Origin of the sequence: Pseudomonas sp. SHLD1 (assembly GCF_028640935.1) — a bacterium.
In the GTDB taxonomy this organism is placed as follows: domain Bacteria; phylum Pseudomonadota; class Gammaproteobacteria; order Pseudomonadales; family Pseudomonadaceae; genus Chryseomonas; species Chryseomonas aestiva.
Genome location: NZ_JAQZAD010000032.1, coordinates 19677 through 35306 on the forward strand (window position 1 = coordinate 19677; position 15630 = coordinate 35306).

10 protein-coding genes and 2 tRNA genes are annotated in these 15630 nt (G+C 65.4%); 5 read left to right on the forward strand and 7 right to left on the reverse strand.

The window, feature by feature from the left end; translation table 11 throughout:
* Positions 1 to 312: 312 nt before the first annotated feature.
* Positions 313 to 600, forward strand: a complete 288-nt coding sequence (locus PVZ77_RS20905; RefSeq protein WP_007159080.1) for a DUF3509 domain-containing protein — start codon at positions 313 to 315, stop codon at positions 598 to 600.
* Between the two features lie 124 nt (positions 601 to 724).
* On the opposite strand, the gene PVZ77_RS20910 is transcribed toward PVZ77_RS20905, so the two are convergent.
* The 4 genes from PVZ77_RS20910 to PVZ77_RS20925 form a co-directional block, all read right to left on the reverse strand.
* A complete protein-coding gene (locus PVZ77_RS20910) occupies positions 725 to 1159 on the reverse strand; it encodes a hypothetical protein (protein WP_273809295.1) in 435 nt (144 codons plus the stop codon).
* Positions 1160 to 1174: 15 nt separating this feature from the next.
* Positions 1175 to 1456, reverse strand: a complete 282-nt coding sequence (locus tag PVZ77_RS20915; protein WP_064306571.1) for a DUF3509 domain-containing protein — start codon at positions 1454 to 1456, stop codon at positions 1175 to 1177.
* Between the two features lie 97 nt (positions 1457 to 1553).
* On the reverse strand, positions 1554 to 2432 hold the full coding sequence (rfbD, locus tag PVZ77_RS20920; protein WP_273809297.1) for a dTDP-4-dehydrorhamnose reductase: 879 nt from the start codon (positions 2430 to 2432) through the stop codon (positions 1554 to 1556).
* 567 nt (positions 2433 to 2999) lie between these two features.
* Positions 3000 to 6470 (reverse strand): hybrid sensor histidine kinase/response regulator, encoded by a 3471-nt coding sequence (locus PVZ77_RS20925; RefSeq protein WP_273809299.1) that lies wholly within the window; start codon positions 6468 to 6470, stop codon positions 3000 to 3002.
* A 157-nt stretch (positions 6471 to 6627) separates the two neighbouring features.
* Between PVZ77_RS20925 and PVZ77_RS20930 the strand changes: the two genes are divergently transcribed.
* A complete protein-coding gene (locus tag PVZ77_RS20930) occupies positions 6628 to 7194 on the forward strand; it encodes a GNAT family N-acetyltransferase (RefSeq protein WP_027596845.1) in 567 nt (188 codons plus the stop codon).
* A gap of 185 nt (positions 7195 to 7379) precedes the next feature.
* Positions 7380 to 9836: a putative bifunctional diguanylate cyclase/phosphodiesterase gene (locus PVZ77_RS20935; RefSeq protein WP_273809301.1), complete on the forward strand. Its 2457-nt coding sequence runs from the start codon at positions 7380 to 7382 to the stop codon at positions 9834 to 9836.
* Here PVZ77_RS20935 and PVZ77_RS20940 read toward each other — a convergent pair.
* The gene (locus PVZ77_RS20940; RefSeq protein ID WP_027602755.1) at positions 9786 to 10727 is read right to left on the reverse strand and encodes a bile acid:sodium symporter family protein; all 942 of its coding nucleotides are present in this window, start codon (positions 10725 to 10727) and stop codon (positions 9786 to 9788) included. The two genes, PVZ77_RS20935 and PVZ77_RS20940, sit on opposite strands and share 51 nt — an antisense overlap.
* 204 nt (positions 10728 to 10931) lie before the next feature.
* Positions 10932 to 11852 (reverse strand): recombination-associated protein RdgC, encoded by a 921-nt coding sequence (rdgC, locus tag PVZ77_RS20945; RefSeq protein WP_273809303.1) that lies wholly within the window; start codon positions 11850 to 11852, stop codon positions 10932 to 10934.
* A gap of 211 nt (positions 11853 to 12063) precedes the next feature.
* Between rdgC and PVZ77_RS20950 the strand changes: the two genes are divergently transcribed.
* Together PVZ77_RS20950 and PVZ77_RS20955 are read left to right on the forward strand one after the other, a co-directional pair.
* Positions 12064 to 12139, forward strand: a tRNA-Val gene (locus PVZ77_RS20950).
* Positions 12140 to 12152: 13 nt separating this feature from the next.
* Positions 12153 to 12229: transfer RNA gene (locus tag PVZ77_RS20955), tRNA-Asp, on the forward strand.
* Between the two features lie 303 nt (positions 12230 to 12532).
* Here PVZ77_RS20955 and ydiJ read toward each other — a convergent pair.
* Positions 12533 to 15562 carry a D-2-hydroxyglutarate dehydrogenase YdiJ gene (gene ydiJ / locus PVZ77_RS20960; RefSeq protein WP_273809648.1) on the reverse strand — a complete coding sequence of 1010 codons (3030 nt, stop codon included), beginning with the start codon at positions 15560 to 15562 and terminating at the stop codon, positions 12533 to 12535.
* Between the last annotated feature and the right edge of the window lie 68 nt (positions 15563 to 15630).

Here is a 15630-nt window from a genome sequence, read left to right on the forward strand (position 1 = left end):
CTTTCGAGTGAGCGCCGGAAGCAAAGGTTCCACTGATTGGGGCGTCGATGGCGCTCTCCAGGCGCCTTCGCAGGGCTGGGAGGCAGGAGCCCAAACGACCGGCAAGGGGGACGAATGGTCATACCTTATCGACTTTGCCCCTCTGAAAGTTCCGCAGCAAAAGCCAATTAGAAGAGCTGGCTCACAAAATCGGGCACTAGCGCCATTGCTGGTCTTATTCAAGTAGAGCGCTAGAACTTTGCTGTTTCTATCACTGTCAGTTGCGTCGTATTTGATCGTCTATGCACTTCTAGACAAATAAGAGGGGGAAGAATGGAAAACGCCATAGATAGACTGACTGCCGCTTTCAGTACTTATAAATGCTCGGTCACGGCGCCTCGCCCTGATGGCAGTATTGTGCTGACGGTGCAGGATCAGCAGTGCGACGACGCGCGGGTGAACCGGGTGGTCAGCGCCCGGCAACTGGGCGAGAGCCAGCTGCTGAAGACGGTAATCGACGAGGTTCGCAAGGACGTATCGCTGCGGGCCGGCGCGCTGGCGCCGCAATCCATGGCGGTGCTACGGGCTACGGGCGCCAACATGCTGAGATATTCCGAGTAACGACTCGGCTCAGCAAGCTTCAGTGCGAGACTTGCAGTACGAATGCCCTGGCATTCGTTGGTCTCGAACGTTGAAGATTTAAATAAGACAAACAAGCAGTTAGCGTTTTATCCGCAACGCCCTTTCAGCTCTTGCACTTCAGCAGCCGGCATCCCGCACAGGGCAGTTGGGTGGCAGGCAGCTCATACATGGGGCAGGCGACGTCCACTACACCCCAGGACGGAAAGCCCTGTCCGGCTAGCACGGCAGCCAGCCGCGCACTGGCGATCACACCATTGAGCAGTTCCTCTTCCCGATACAGCGCCTGACGCAAGGTCGGCGAGCGGTAGAGGATGCGTCCGCAACGGTCCAGCAAGGTAAAGGAAAAGCGCCCGGTACGATCCGGTAGGGTCGGCCAGACCTTGAGCGGCGCCAGTTGCTCGTCGAGACGGGCGCAGGTGAGCTGGTACACCGAGGCGCGTGGGGTATGCAGCGGATCCGCCGGCTCCAGGCCATCGAGCAAGGTGACCGGGCCCGGGCCCTGTAGCAGGCCGTCGCTGATGCCTTCCATGGTGTGCATAGTGTTGTTTCCTGCTCAGTTCGCGACGGTCAGACGATTCACGGTGCCGCTGCCGCCGGCCAGCAAGGCCGTGACGCCATGACCTTCGTCGATGGCGATACCCAGCCGGATGCTGTCGATCAATCGCGCGAGGCGGGTGTGGTCATGCAATTGCTGCTTGCTGATCAACCGCTTGACCTTTACGCCGCTGTCGTCGGACAGCGTCAGGCTGACGCTGCCGTCGAGGCGCTCGATGCGGAAATTGACCCGGAAGTCATGCTCGAAAGCCGCGGCGATGAGTTGGAAAGGGTTGTCCATGACGTACCTGACTGGCGTGAGCGGGGTCAGTGCCATTGACTTCGAGAGGCTGGGGTAGTTCTGGAGCAGATCCCAGAAGTATGACCGACGGCCCGTTTCAGCCGCTCACCTGAAGTTCGCGCTCGCTCCAGCACTGGCCAAAAGCCGCTTGCCAGTCGGGTAGCGGCCCGCCCAGCACCGCTGCCAGCTTTTCGGTGGACAGCCGGGAATTGATGGGCCGATGGGCAGGGGTGGGATAGGAGCTGCTGGGGATGGGGTTGAGGCGGGCCTTCAGCTGACCGGTCTCGCGCAGGCGCCGGGCGATCTGCTCGGCGAATCCGAACCAGGAGGTGGTGCCGTTGGCGGTCAGGTGATAGGTGCCCCAGAGTGCGTCCCTGTCGCCGTGGGCGAGCAGCCGGTCGGTGGCGGCGGCGATGGTGCGGGTCCAGGTGGGGGCACCGATCTGGTCGTCGACGATGTTCAGTTCGTCGCGCTCGCTGAGCAGCCGCACCATGGTGCGCAGGAAGTTGTTGCCCTGCCAGGAATAGACCCAGCTGGTGCGCAGGATGAGATGGCGCTCGGCGTGTTCACGCACGGCGTTCTCGCCGGCCAGCTTGGTCCGACCATAGACATTGAGCGGGCAGGTCGGATCCTCTTCCTGATAACGGCCTTCCTTGCTGCCATCGAAAACGTAGTCGGTGGAGTAGTGGACCATCGGAATGCCGAGCTGCTGGGCGGCCCGGGCGAAGACCTCGGGCACCCGCTCGTTGATCAGGGCGGCGGTCTGGGGATCGCTCTCGGCGGCGTCCACGGCGGTGTAGGCGGCGGCATTGATGATGACGTCGGGCTTTGCGGCCAGGACGCGTTCATGGAGCGCCTCCAGCTGGGTGAAATCCACCTGGGCCCGGCCGATGACGGTTACCCGGGCCTTGGCGGCCAGCAGTTGTTGCAGCGCCTGAGAAAGTTGGCCGTGTTGACCCGCGATGAAGACGTTCATGTGACTGAGCTATTCCAGTAGGGCTGGCGCGTCCATGCCTGATTGACAGGTTGGGCGTCGCCACGACAGCCCTGAGCAAAAGCAGGCAGTCTACCCGATGACCGGCAGAGGACAAGGCTAGCCTTTGGCCTGCGTATGGCCGCAGCTGTTGGCTCTAGCCTGCGGCCCGCCTTCCGATACGGCCTCCCGGAAGGCTCGAAAAAATTCGTTTCACGAGTACTTGACAATTGTGCGATGGCTGCGGGGTATCCGTTGGTCATTTTTACCTAGAGTTGTGCACAAGTTGTGCTAGCGCTTGTCAAGCCCTGTCTGGACCGGAGTTTTCCCTGCCGAAAATCCTGCTTTTGAATTAAGTTGTTGATTATGTTGAACTTATTAAAGTGATTAAAAAATGACCAACTTGTTTGGGGGGCCCGCAGAGCAAGGCTCCGGGTTCTTTTCCACCATGTTTTCAACAAAGTTATCAACAGAAGCTGTGGATTGTTCCGTCTCTTTGGCCTCCAGCAACCTTAATCGCCGCTGAACGAACGGCCGTTCGGCGTCGTGACATGCCGTCCGTATGTTCCCTCAACCGGAGAGGGCCAGTTGCCGACTGAGCAAGGCGCGTAGCGAAGCTGGCTTGACCGGCTTGGGCAGGAAATCCAGGCGCGCTCGACGCACCCGGTCCAGGCATTCCGGGCGGCCGTCGGCACTGATGACGATGCCGGGGATGTCCTGGCCCAGGGCCTGGCGAATCCATTCGGCGACATCCGGACCGGTGTCGGCATCGCTCAGGTGATAGTCGACGATGAGCAGTCGCGGCACCACGCCCTGCGCGAGCAGGGCAGCGCATTCCTCGCGACTGCGTGCGGTCCAGACCTGGCAGCCCCAGCGTCCCAGCAGGCTGCGCAAGCCGAGCAGGATGCTGTCTTCGTTGTCGATGCACAGCACCGGATCGCCGGCCAGGGGCTGGGCGGTTTCGCTGGCCGTCGCCGCCTGGATGGCCAGAGCGGGTGCCAGGGGCACCTTGACGCTGAAGACGCTGCCATGACCCGGCCAGGAGCGCACCGAGAGTTCGTGACCCAGCACCCGGCAAAGACGATCGGCGATCGCCAGGCCCAGCCCCAGGCCCTTTTCCGCGCGAGTCTGGTGGCTGTCCAGTCGCTTGAATTCCTCGAAGATCAGCTCCAGCTTGTCCGCCGGGATGCCGGGGCCGCTGTCCCAGACCTCCAGGCTCACGCTCTGGCCCTGACGACGTACCCCGAGCAGTACCCGGCCGTGGGCATATCTCAGGGCATTGGTGAGGAAATTCTGTAGCACCCGCCGCAGCAACTTGCTGTCGCTGTTGACCACCAGCCGACTGCTGCGGATGCGCAGGCTGGTGCCCTGGTCCTGCGCCAGGGCCTTGAATTCCACGCCAAGGGCCTCGAACAGGGTGGCTAGGGAAAAGGGTGCCGGCGCGGCCAGGATGCGGCCGTTCTCCAGTCGCGAGATGTCCAGCAGGTCGGCGATCAGGTCTTCGCTGGATCTCAGGGCGCTGTCCATGTTGCGCACCAGTTCCTGGGCTTCCTGGGCCAGGCCGTCTTGGTGGGCGAGGGCGGCGGTGAACAGGCGAGCGGCGCTCAGCGGCTGCATGAGGTCGTGGCTGACCGCGGTTAGGAAGCGGCTCTTGGACTGGTTGGCCGCTTCCGCATGAGCTTTGGCTTCCTCTAGGGCCTGGTTGAGCTGGGACAGTTCGCGGGTACGTTCCTCGACGCGCTGCTCCAGGCCCTCGTTGGCTTCGCGCAGGGCGCGCTCGGCCTCGCGGAAGGCGGTGATGTCGGTAAAGCTCATCACGAAGCCGCGTCCGGGCATGGGGCTGCCGATCAGCTCGATCACCCGGCCATTGGGAAAGGTGCGTTCCGAGGTGTGGGGGATGCCCTGGCGCATCCGCTCCACCCGCCGGGCCACGTGCTCGTCGGGATCGCCCGGTCCGCAGAGACCGCGCAGGGCGTTGTAGCGGATGATCTCGGCGATGGGACGGCCGACCTGGATCATGCCGTCGGGATAGTCGAACAGCTCCAGGTAGCGCTGGTTCCAGGCCACCAGGCGCAGCGACTGGTCGACCACGCTGAGGCCCTGGGAGATGTTCTCGATGGCGCCCTGCAGCAGCGCCCGGTTGAATTCCAGCACCTCCGAGGCCTCGTCGGCGATCCGCACCACGTCGTCGACCTGCATGTCGCGGCCTTCGATGGCGGCCTTGACCACGGCGCGTGCCGAGGAGGCGCCGATAACCCCGGCCAGCAGCCGCTCGGTCTGGGCGATCCATTCGCTGTTGGCGTTCATCGCAGGGTGATAGGTCAGTCCGCTCTGCTCGGCGAAGCGACTGAAGCTCAGGCGGGCGCGCTCGTCGCCGACGAAGCGGGCGGCGAGCAGCCGCAGGTCTTCCAGCTTGACCGCCAGCAGGGCGCGATTGCGCGGTCGGGGCAGGGCGTACTGGGCGATGAAGCGTCCGGCTTGCCAGTATTCCGATACCCGGGTGCGCGAGAGCAGCGACACCAGGGCGAACAGCAGGAAGTTGCCGGCCAGGGAGACCAGGGCGCCGACCGTGGTCGGTTGCAGCGTCCGCTCCCCCGCGGGTTGCTCGAACCAGGCGAGGCCGGGAAAGGCGTGCAACGGCCACTGCAGACTGGTGGCCACCACCGGCAGCACCATCAGATAGCTCCAGAGCAGTGCCCCGGCGGTAAGGCCGGCGAAGACACCCCGGCGATTGGCGGCTTTCCAGAACAGCGCCCCGACCATGGCCGGTCCGAGCTGGGCGATGGCGGCGAAGGCGATCTGGCCGATGGTGGCCAGGCTGGCATTGGAGCCCAGCAGGCGATAGCTGCAATAGGCCAGGACCAGGATGACCACGATGCTGGCGCGGCGCACCGTGAGCATCCAGTGGCTGAACACCGCATGGGGACTCTCTACCTGGCCACGGCGCTTGAGCAGCCAGGGCAGGACGATGTCGTTGGAGATCATGGTGGAGAGCGCGACGCAGGCGACGATCACCATGCCGGTGGCGGCCGAGGCACCGCCCAGGAAGGCCAGCAAGGCCAGCCAGGGACGCTCCTGGGCCAGCGGCAGGCTGATGACGAAGGAGTCGGGCAGTACACCGCCGGGCAGGTGCAGCTGGCCGGCCAGGGCGATGGGGATGACGAACAGGGCGGCCAGCGCCAGGTAGAGCGGAAACACCCAGCGCGCCAGATTGACGTCCCGGGTATCGGTGTTCTCCACCACCGTGACATGGAACTGGCGCGGCAGGCACATCACGGCGATGAAGGCCACGCCGGTCTGGATCAGCAGGCCCGGCCAGTCCAGCGTCTCGCGCCAGTATTCCTGCAATTGCGGCGCCTGCTGCGAGCGGGCGAGCAGGTCGGAGAAGCCATCGTGCAGGCCATAGGTGACCCAGAGGCCGACGGCGATGAAGGCGGCGAGCTTGACCAAGGATTCGAAGGCGATCGCCAGCATCATGCCGCGATGGTGCTCGGTGACGTCCAAGTTGCGGGTACCGAAGAGAATGGCGAAGACCGCCAGCACCAGGGAGACGAACAGCGCGGTGTCCTGGGCGCGGGTGCTCAGGGACTCGGCATTGATGCCGGTCAGCAGGTTGACGCCGATGACGATGCCCTTGAGCTGCAGCGCCAGGTAGGGCAGGACGCCGACCAGGCAGATCAGCGCGACGACGATGGCCAGGGTCTGCGACTTGCCGTAGCGGGAGGCGATGAAGTCGGCGATGGAGGTGATGTTTTCCTTCTTGCTGATCAGCACCATCTTCTTGACCAGTTGCGGCGCCAGCAGCAGGAACAGGATGGGCCCTAGGTAGATGGGCAGAAAGGACCAGAGCTGATCGGCGGCCTGGCCGACCGCACCGAAGAAGGTCCAGCTGGTGCAGTAGACGGCCAGCGACAGGCTATAGACCCAGGCCCGCAGGCGCGGCCTGAGCGGTGGCCGGCGATCGCCGTAGAAGGCGATGGCGAACAGCAGGGCCAGATAGCCGAGGGTAACGGTGATGATCAGCCCGCTGGGCAGGGACATGGCGACTCCAGACGTTCCAGGCGCCCATCGCGCCCGGACAAAGTGTCGCACCTTGGGCCGCCAGACGTCAGTTCCGGCACGTGGAGGGACGCCGTGGGTTGAGCCGGACGGCTGGCCCTGTTAGGTTTGCGGGCTGATTCAAGCGAGAGAGACCGTCATGTTCCAAGCGCAGCCCATTTCCCTGCAACGTGGTGCGCTGCGCCTGGACCCCCTGGCGGAAGGTGACGTGCTGGAGCTAGTCAGCCTGGCCGAGCGCAATCGCGAAGCGCTGCACTACCTGAGCGGTCCTCTGCGTCCGGACTGGTATCGCCAGGCGCTGGCCGAGCAGCGCGAGGGGCGCGCCTTGCCCTTCGCCGTGCGCATCGCCGACCGGCTGGTGGGCACCACCCGGTTCGCCGACTTCCTGCCAGCACTCCCCGCCGCCGAGATCGGTTGGACCTGGCTCGACAGCGAGCAGCATGGCAGCGGGCTCAACGGCAACATCAAGTACCTGATGCTGCGCCATGCCTTCGAGCACTGGCAGCTGGTGCGCGTGCAGCTCAAGACTGCCGCGACCAATCTCAGATCCCAGGCGGCCATCGAGAAGCTGGGCGCGGTTCGCGAAGGGCTGCTGCGTCATCATCGCCGGCTGGCGGATGGCCGGCTCGACGACACCGTGATGTACAGCATCACCGATCGCGAATGGCCCGAGGTGAAGGCGCGGCTGGAGGCGTCCTTCAACTAGCCGTGGCTTCCGGCTTACCGTTCGTCGGCAGCCTTCGGCCGCGGCACGGCCAGAGCCCGTCTATGTCGCTTGTTTGGCGCCGGTAATCCAGCGCAGCAGTTTTCCATGGCAACAGTTTTCCGCGAAACGGCCGACATGCCTGCTCAATGGCAAGAATTCGCCTGTCTACTTTTGCGGATCGCTGTATGTCTTCACTATCGCCTTCCTCTGCGCTGCGTACGCTGCGGGTCGTCTGGCCCTTCGTCATCATCCTGTCCTGCCAAGCGCTGGTCGCCATCGTCAGCCTGCAACTGCTGTCGACGGTGCGTGCCTACGTTTCCGCGGAAAGCCTGTGGAGCAAGAGCCTCGGCAACGCCATGCTGTCGCTTGGCGCCTATCTGGATGAGGGGCGCTCGGAGTCCTATCAGGATTACCTTACGTCCATCAGCGTCAACGATCTTGACCGGGCGGCGCGGCAGGAGCTGGATACCGACGGCAATCCTGCCGAGGCGGCGCGCCTGCTGCGCCTGGCGGGCAACGACGCCGACGACATCGCGGGCCTCATCACGCTGTTTCGCCTGGCGCGGCATATAGAACCCTTCGAAGGGGTCATCGCCCGCTGGCAGGTCACCGATCCCTACATGGACGAATTCCAGGCCCTGGCGCGTACCGGCTTCGAGTTGATCAAGCTGCAGGGACCGGGACCGGCGCTGATCCCGCTGAAACGCCAGCTGCTGGATCTGCATGACCGGATGATGCCGGAAACGGTGGCCTTCTCGGAACGCCTCGGGACGGCCTCGCGCCAGTTGGTCGAGGCCTTGTTCATCGCCAACGTCCTGGTCGGCGCCCTGCTGGTGCTCCTGGCGCTCTGGCGCATGCACAGCCTGGTGCAGCAGCGCTGGCGCTCCGAGCAGGCGCTGCAGGCCGAAAAGGAACATATCCAGGTCATCCTGGCGTCCCTCGGCGATGCGGTGCTGGCGCTGAATGCCCAGGGGCGGCTGCTCTATCACAACCCGGCGGCGGAGCGCCTGCTGGCGCGGCCGGGGCTGGCCGCGGGCACGCCCGTCACCCACCTGTTCGACATCCAGACCGAGGATCAACCCGTGTCGACCCGGCCGCTGGCCGAGCGGTTGCGCAGCCAGGACTGGCTGGTGGGCGACGAGCCCCTGGCGCACCAGCTGGTGCGCGTCGACGGTACCCGGGTGCCCGTGGCCCTGACGGTGACCACGCTGCCGCGAGACGAATCCGGCACCGGGGTGGTGCTGGTCATGCACGACCAGACCCGCGAGCGCGCCTTCCTGCATGATCTGGCCTGGCAGGCCAGTCACGATACCCTCACCGGGCTGCTCAATCGCCGCGAATTCGAGACCCGGCTGGAGCGCCTGCTGGCGCGCGAGGACCTGGCCTGTGCCTCGCTGCTGTTCATCGATCTGGATCAATTCAAGATCGTCAACGACACCTCCGGTCATTTCCATGGCGATCGCCTGCTGCGCCAGCTGTGCGAATTGCTCGGCCAGCAGCTGGGCGAAGCCGACTGCCTGGCGCGCCTGGGCGGCGACGAATTCGGCGTGTTGCTGGAAAACCGTACGCCCGCCCAGGCCGAGGCGGTCGCCGAGCGGCTGCGCTGCTGCGTGGGTACCCTGCAATTCGAAGCGGCCGGGCAGGGCTTTCGGGTCGGTCTGAGCATCGGCGTGGTGCACCTCGGCGGTCAGGCCCTGGCGCCCGAGGAGGCGCTGCGCCTGGCGGACCTGGCCTGCTACGCGGCCAAGGACAAGGGGCGCAATCGCATCCAGGTCTTCGCTCCGGGCGATGTGGAGCTGGACCAGCGCCATGACGAGATGGCCTGGGTGCAGCGACTGCACCGGGCGCTGGCCGAGGACAGCTTTCGCCTGTACGTCCAGCCGATCCTGGGGCTGGGCCAGGAGACCGCCGCGGATCGCCACGTGGAGGTGCTGATGCGGCTGGAAGAGGGCGAGCGCCTGATCGCGCCGGGCGCCTTCATTCCGGCCGCCGAGCGCTATGGGCTGATGCCGGACCTGGATCGCTGGGTGATCGCCGCGGCGCTGGCCCGTTTCGCCGAGCTGCCCGACGGGTTGCTCGATACCCTGGCCATCAACCTGTCCGGGCATTCCCTGGGCGAGGCGGGGTTGGCGGATTTCGTCAGGCAGCAACTGCAGCGCTGGCAGATCGCGCCGGCGCGGATCTGCTTCGAGATCACCGAGACCAGTGCCGTGGCCAATCTGGATGCGGCGCGGCTGTTCATGGACGAGTTGCGCGGCCTGGGGGTGAGATTCTCCCTGGACGACTTCGGCGCCGGGATGTCGTCCTTCACCTATCTCAAGCACCTGCCGGTGGACTACCTGAAGATCGACGGCAGCTTCGTCCGCCATCTGCTGGAGGACGCTGTGGACAGCGCCATGGTCGAGGCGATCAACCAGCTCGGCCATCTCACCGGCAAGAAGACCATCGCCGAATTTGCCGAAAATGCAGCGGTGGTAGCGGCGCTGGCCACCCTGGGGGTCGACTATGCCCAGGGCTATGGCATCGCCCGGCCGCAACCCTTCACCGAGGACACCTGCCAGGCGCTGGTCCGGCAGGTGTGGCGCGAGGCCTCAGGGACGGGCGTCGTCGTCCTTGAAACGGCGGAAGAGGGTCGCCAGTAGCGCCCCGGAGATGTTGTGCCAGACACTGAACAGGGCACTGGGGACCGCGGCCAACGGCGAGAAATGCGCCGTGGCCAAGGCGGCGCCGAGTCCGGAATTCTGCATGCCGACTTCCAGCGCCAGGGACTTGCGCTGGGCCACCGGCAGCTTGCAGAACTTGCCGGTGAGATAGCCGAGCAGGAAGCCGAAGCCGTTGTGCAGGATCACCACCGCCATGATCAGCAGCCCGGATTCGGCGATGCGCGCCTGGCTGGCGGCCACCACCGCGGCGACGATCACCACGATGCTCACCACCGAGGCCAGCGGCAGCACCTCGACCAGGGCGCCGACGCGCTGGCCGAGCAGGCGCTGGGCGACCAGGCCTAGGGCGATGGGCAGCAGCACCACCTGCAGGATCGACCAGAACAGTCCGCCAAAGGAGATCGGCAGCCAGGTGGAGGCCAGCAGCCAGATCAGCGCCGGGGTCAGCAAGGGGGCGAGCAGGGTGGTCACCGCGGCGATGGCGACCGACAGCGCCAAGTCGCCCTTGGCCAGCCAGGTCATGACGTTGGACGCCGTGCCGCTGGGGCAGCAACCGACCAGGATGACGCCGACGGCGATTTCCGGTGGCAGGTGGAACAGCTGACAGAGCGCCCAGGCCACGCCCGGCATGATGACGAAGTGGGCTACCACGCCCAGCAGCACCCGCCAGGGGTGGCGCCCGACGGCGGCGAAATCCTCGACCTTGAGCGTCAGGCCCATGCCGAACATGATCACCCCCAGCAGCGGCACGATGGCCACGCTTAGCGGCTTGAACACCGCGGGGGCGAAGAACGCCAGCAGGGCGGCGAGCAGCACCCAGAAGGCGAAGGTATTGCCGACGAAACGGCTGAAGGCGGCCAGGGCACGCATGGCAAACTCCTTTTCAAGAGGGCAGAAAAAAGGCCGGTCTGCGCCGGCCTTGAGGTGAGCTTAGAACCTTTTTCAAAGTCTCGCGAGCTAGAGACAAACAAGGCAAAAATGGCTGAAGGAGCGGAGTTTACAGGGTGTAAATGAGCATCCAGCAGCCATTTTCAACACAGTTTGGCCGACGCGTAGCAGCCTTTGAACAGGCTCTTACAGTCCCTGGGGCAACTCTTCACCACCCAGGGCTTCGATCAGCTGCGGCAGGAATTCCGCCAGGGTCATCATCATCAGCACGAAGCTGGCGTCCTGCTGGCCGAGGGCGTCTTCGCCGCCGTCCTGTTCGGCCTGGTCCTGCAGCAGATCCTCGAACTTCAGGCGCTTGATGGTGACCTTGTCGTCCAGCAGCAGGGCGAGCTTGTCCTGCCAGGCCAGGGCCAGCTTGGTGACCAGCTTGCCGGCGCCCAAGTGGTTCTGGATCTCTTCGCTGGTGAGATCCTGACCCTTGCAGCGCACCACGCCGCCATCTTCGCCGGCATCGCGCAATTCGCACTCGTCGAGGATATAAAGGCCATGGGTGGCGTCACCGGCCTTGACCCAGTCGGTGAAGGTGGCCATCGGCGCCTGCTTGACGCCCAGCGGCCGGACCGGCAGCGAGCCCAGCGCATCGCGCAGGGTGGAGAGCAGGTCCTCGGCGCGCTTGGCGCTGGAGGCGTCGACCAGGATCCAGCCCTGCTTGGGATCGATGGCGGCATAGGTGGTCTGGCGACGGATGAAGGCGCGCGGCAGGAAGGCCTGGACGATCTCGTCCTTGATCTGCTCCTTCTCCTTCTTGTAGACCTTGCGCATCTGCTGGTTTTCGATCTCGTCGACCTTTTCCTGCACGGCTTCCTTGACCACGCTGCTGGGCAGGATGCGTTCTTCCTTGCGCGCGGCGATCAGGAAGAAGCCCTGGCTTTCGTGGACCAGCGGCAGGTCCGGGCCCTTGCCGAAGGGCGCGACGAATCCGTAGGTGGACAACTCCTGGCTGGCACAGGGGCGCGCCGGCTTGGCGGCGAGGGCGGCTTCGAGGGCTTCGATCTCGAAGGCGACTTCCTGGGTGAGACGGTAGACGAGCAGATTACGGAACCACATGGTGTCACTCCCAAAAACGAAGCGCGCATTATCCGCGTCGCCCGCCCCGGAGGCCAACCCCGGATCGCGGTGGTCGTCGGGAATGCGCGCTTTCTCCAGCTGCGCGGGTGGGTGGCGCTAAGCCTTTGGAAGTGCTGGGAAATTTTTTTTCAAAAAGGGGTTGCCAGGTCGGGAACCCCTCCGTAGAATGCGCCCCACTTCGAGAGCAAACGGGTGATTAGCTCAGCTGGGAGAGCATCTGCCTTACAAGCAGAGGGTCGGCGGTTCGATCCCGTCATCACCCACCACTCGAGGTAATGCGCAGCGGTAGTTCAGTCGGTTAGAATACCGGCCTGTCACGCCGGGGGTCGCGGGTTCGAGTCCCGTCCGCTGCGCCATTTAAAGGTTGTCTGGTCCTGAACGCCAGCAGCCATCGAAGAGCGGCCCTAGTGGCCGCTTTTTCGTTTGGGCGCGATTTTTCTGGTCGTGTCTTCTGGTGTCTTCCTTTCTTTCCTGGCGCTCCGGTCGAGCGATCTGCCAGCAGGCGGGTCGAGCGTGCGTGTGGATACGTGGAAAGCGCTGCGCGGTTTTCCACCCCATGGCTGTTGTTGGGCTTCGACGATGGCGCTGTCTCAACCCAACCTACGGCATGAGCGCGTCCTTGTAGGCTGGGTTGAGCACAGCGAAGTCCAACGAGGCGGTCAGCCCCGCACCGCATCCAACACCGCTTCCAGCGGATGGCGCAGGCGGCGGTCGTCGATGCGCTTGACCTGGCTGCGGCAGGAGTAGCCGGTGGCCAGGGCTTCGCCTTGTTCCGCCGGTACCGCCAGGGCGCGGGCCCAGGACTGGTCGTAGATCACCTTGGAGGTCGCCAGGTTGCGCGCCTCGTGGCCGTAGGTGCCGGACATGCCGCAGCATCCGGTGCTTTCCGGCTTGAGGCCCAGGCCCAGGCGTTCGAACACCTGCTGCCACTGGCTGACACTGGCCGGGGCGTTGGTCTTCTCGGTGCAATGACCGAGCAGGCGATAGACCTTGTCGCCGACCACCTTCTTGTCTCCCGGCAACACCTGCAGCAGCCACTCCTGGGGCAGGAGCACCTCAGGCATCCGGGCGATGCCGGGGACCTTGGGGTATTCCTGGCGATAGACCAGGGTCATGGCCGGATCCAGGCCCACCAGTTTGACGCCGAAACCGGCCAGGCTGGCGAGCCCCGCCGCGTTACGTCGCGCCGTGCGTTCGAAGGCGCCGAGGAAACCCTGTACTTGCAGCGGCTTGCCGTTGGCGCGATAGGGCGCGAGGAACACTCGCAGGCCGAAGCGGGCAGCCAGTTCGAGAAAGGCGGCGGTGAGCGGCGTCTCGAAATAGCGGGTGAAGGCGTCCTGCACCACCACGATGGTCTTGGTGCGTTCTTCATCGCTCAGGGCCAGCAGCCGCTCGGGGGTGGCGATCTGTACCTGCCATTGATGCATGACCGGTACCAGGTCGAAACGGCTGAGCAGGGGGCTGTCGACCATGCCGATGCGCTCGGCGAACAGTCGCTGGATCGGCGTGGCGCCCATGACGGCGTTGTAGAGACTCGGGGCGCGGGCGAACAGCGGCAGGCTGAATTCCAGCGAACCGATCAGGTAGTCGCGCAGGGGGCGCAGGTAGCGACGGTGATAGAGCTCGAGAAAGCGCGAGCGAAATTCCGGCACATTGACCTTGATCGGGCACTGGCCCGCGCAGGATTTGCACGCCAGGCAGCCGGCCATGGCGTCATAGACCTCGTGGGAGAAGTCCGCCTCGGCCTGGCGGCCATTGCGCCAGCGTTGCGGCAGGGCCTTGAGCCAGTTCAGGGCACCACGCGGGGCGGGGGCCAGGACATCGATGCCGGCCTGGCCCTGCAGGCGCAGCCATTCACGGATCAGGGCGGCCCGCCCCTTGGGCGAATGGATGCGCTGGCGGGTGGCCTTCCAGGACGGGCACATGGCGTCGTCGGGATCGTAGTTGTAGCAGGCGCCGTTGCCGTTGCAGTGCATGGCAGTGCCGTAGCTCTGCCAGACGCGCTCGTCGAGGGTGCGGTCCAGTTCGCCTCTCAGGGTCACGCCATCGACCTTGAGCAACTCGGCGCCACTGGCGAGCGGGGTGGCGATCTTGCCCGGATTGAGCTGGTTGTGCGGATCGAAGGCGCCCTTGAGCGCCTGTAGCGCGGGGTAGAGGTCGCCGAAGAAGGCCGGCGCGTATTCCGAGCGCACGCCCTTGCCGTGTTCGCCCCAGAGCAGGCCGCCGTATTTCTGCGTCAAGGCGGCCACCTGATCGGAGATCGGCCGCACCAGCGCCGCCTGGCGTGGGTCCTTGAGATCCAGCGCCGGACGCACGTGCAGCACTCCGGCGTCGACATGGCCGAACATGCCGTATTGCAGGTTGTGGCCATCGAGCAGGGCGCGGAATTCGGCGATGAAGTCGGCCAGGCGCTCGGGCGGCACCGCGGTGTCCTCGACGAAGGGCTGCGGACGGATCTCGCCCTGGACGTTGCCCAGCAGGCCCACGGCGCGCTTGCGCATGGTGTAGACGCGGGTCACGGCGTTGCGGCCGATGGCCAGGGTGTGGCCGAGGCGCTCGACGGTATCGTCCTGGCGCAGGTGGTCGAGGAAGCCCTGAACGCGGGCGTCCACTTCCTCGGGATCGTCGCCGCTGAATTCCACCAGGTTGATGCCCAGGGTGGGGCGCGCGACGTCCTCGGGGAAATACTCCGCCACGCTGTGCCAGACGATGTCCTGCATGGCCAGCAGGAGCACCTTGGAATCCACCGTCTCGATGGACAGCGGCTTGAGCTCGATCAAGGCGCGGGCGTCGTGCAGGGCGTCCATGAAGCTGGCGTAGCGGACGTTGACCAGCACCGAGTACTTGGGAATCGGCAGGACGTTGAGCTTGGCTTCGGCGATGAAGGCCAGGGAGCCTTCGGCGCCACAGAGCACGCTGTTGAGGTTGAAGCGGCCATCCGCCTCGATCAGGTGTGCCAGGTCATAGCCGGTCAGGCAGCGATTGAGCTTGGGGAAGCGCGCCTCGATCAGTTCGGCCTGGTTCTCGGCGATGTCGCGTGCGCTGCGGTAGACGGCGCCGGTGCGATCGTCGCGGGCGCAGAGGGCGTCCAGTTCGGCGCTGTCCACCGGGCGACTTTCCAGGCGCTCGCCACCGATCAGGTAGGCGTCCAGCTCCAGCACGTGGTTGCGGGTCTTGCCGTAGGTCACGCTGCCCTGGCCACTGGCGTCGGTGTTGATCATGCCGCCGATGGTGGCGCGGTTGGAGGTGGACAGTTCCGGGGCGAAGAACAGGCCGTGGGGCCGGAGCGCGGCGTTGAGCTGGTCCTTGACCACCCCGGCCTGGACCCGCACCCAGCCCTCCGCGACGTTGATCTCGAGGATCTTGTTCAGGTGGCGGGAGAGATCGACCACGATGCCGTCGGTAAGGGACTGGCCGTTGGTGCCGGTGCCGCCGCCGCGCGGGGTCAGGACCACGCCCTGGAAACGCGCCTCGCCCATCAGCCGGGCCAGGCGCTGGACGTCGGCGCTGTCCTTGGGAAACACCGCCGCCTGGGGCAGGCGCTGGTAGATGGAGTTGTCGGTGGCCATGACCGTGCGGCTGGCATGGTCCGGTGCGATCTCGCCCTGGAAGCCGCTGGCGGCGAGGGCGCTGAGGAAGTCGGTGTAGGCGGCGGCGAGGGGCGCCGGGGCCGGCAGGCGGGCGATCATGTTCATCAGGCGGGCTCTCTGGCGGCGGACGGCCGTCTCCTTCAGCGAGCGAAGGAATGGCGTCGACC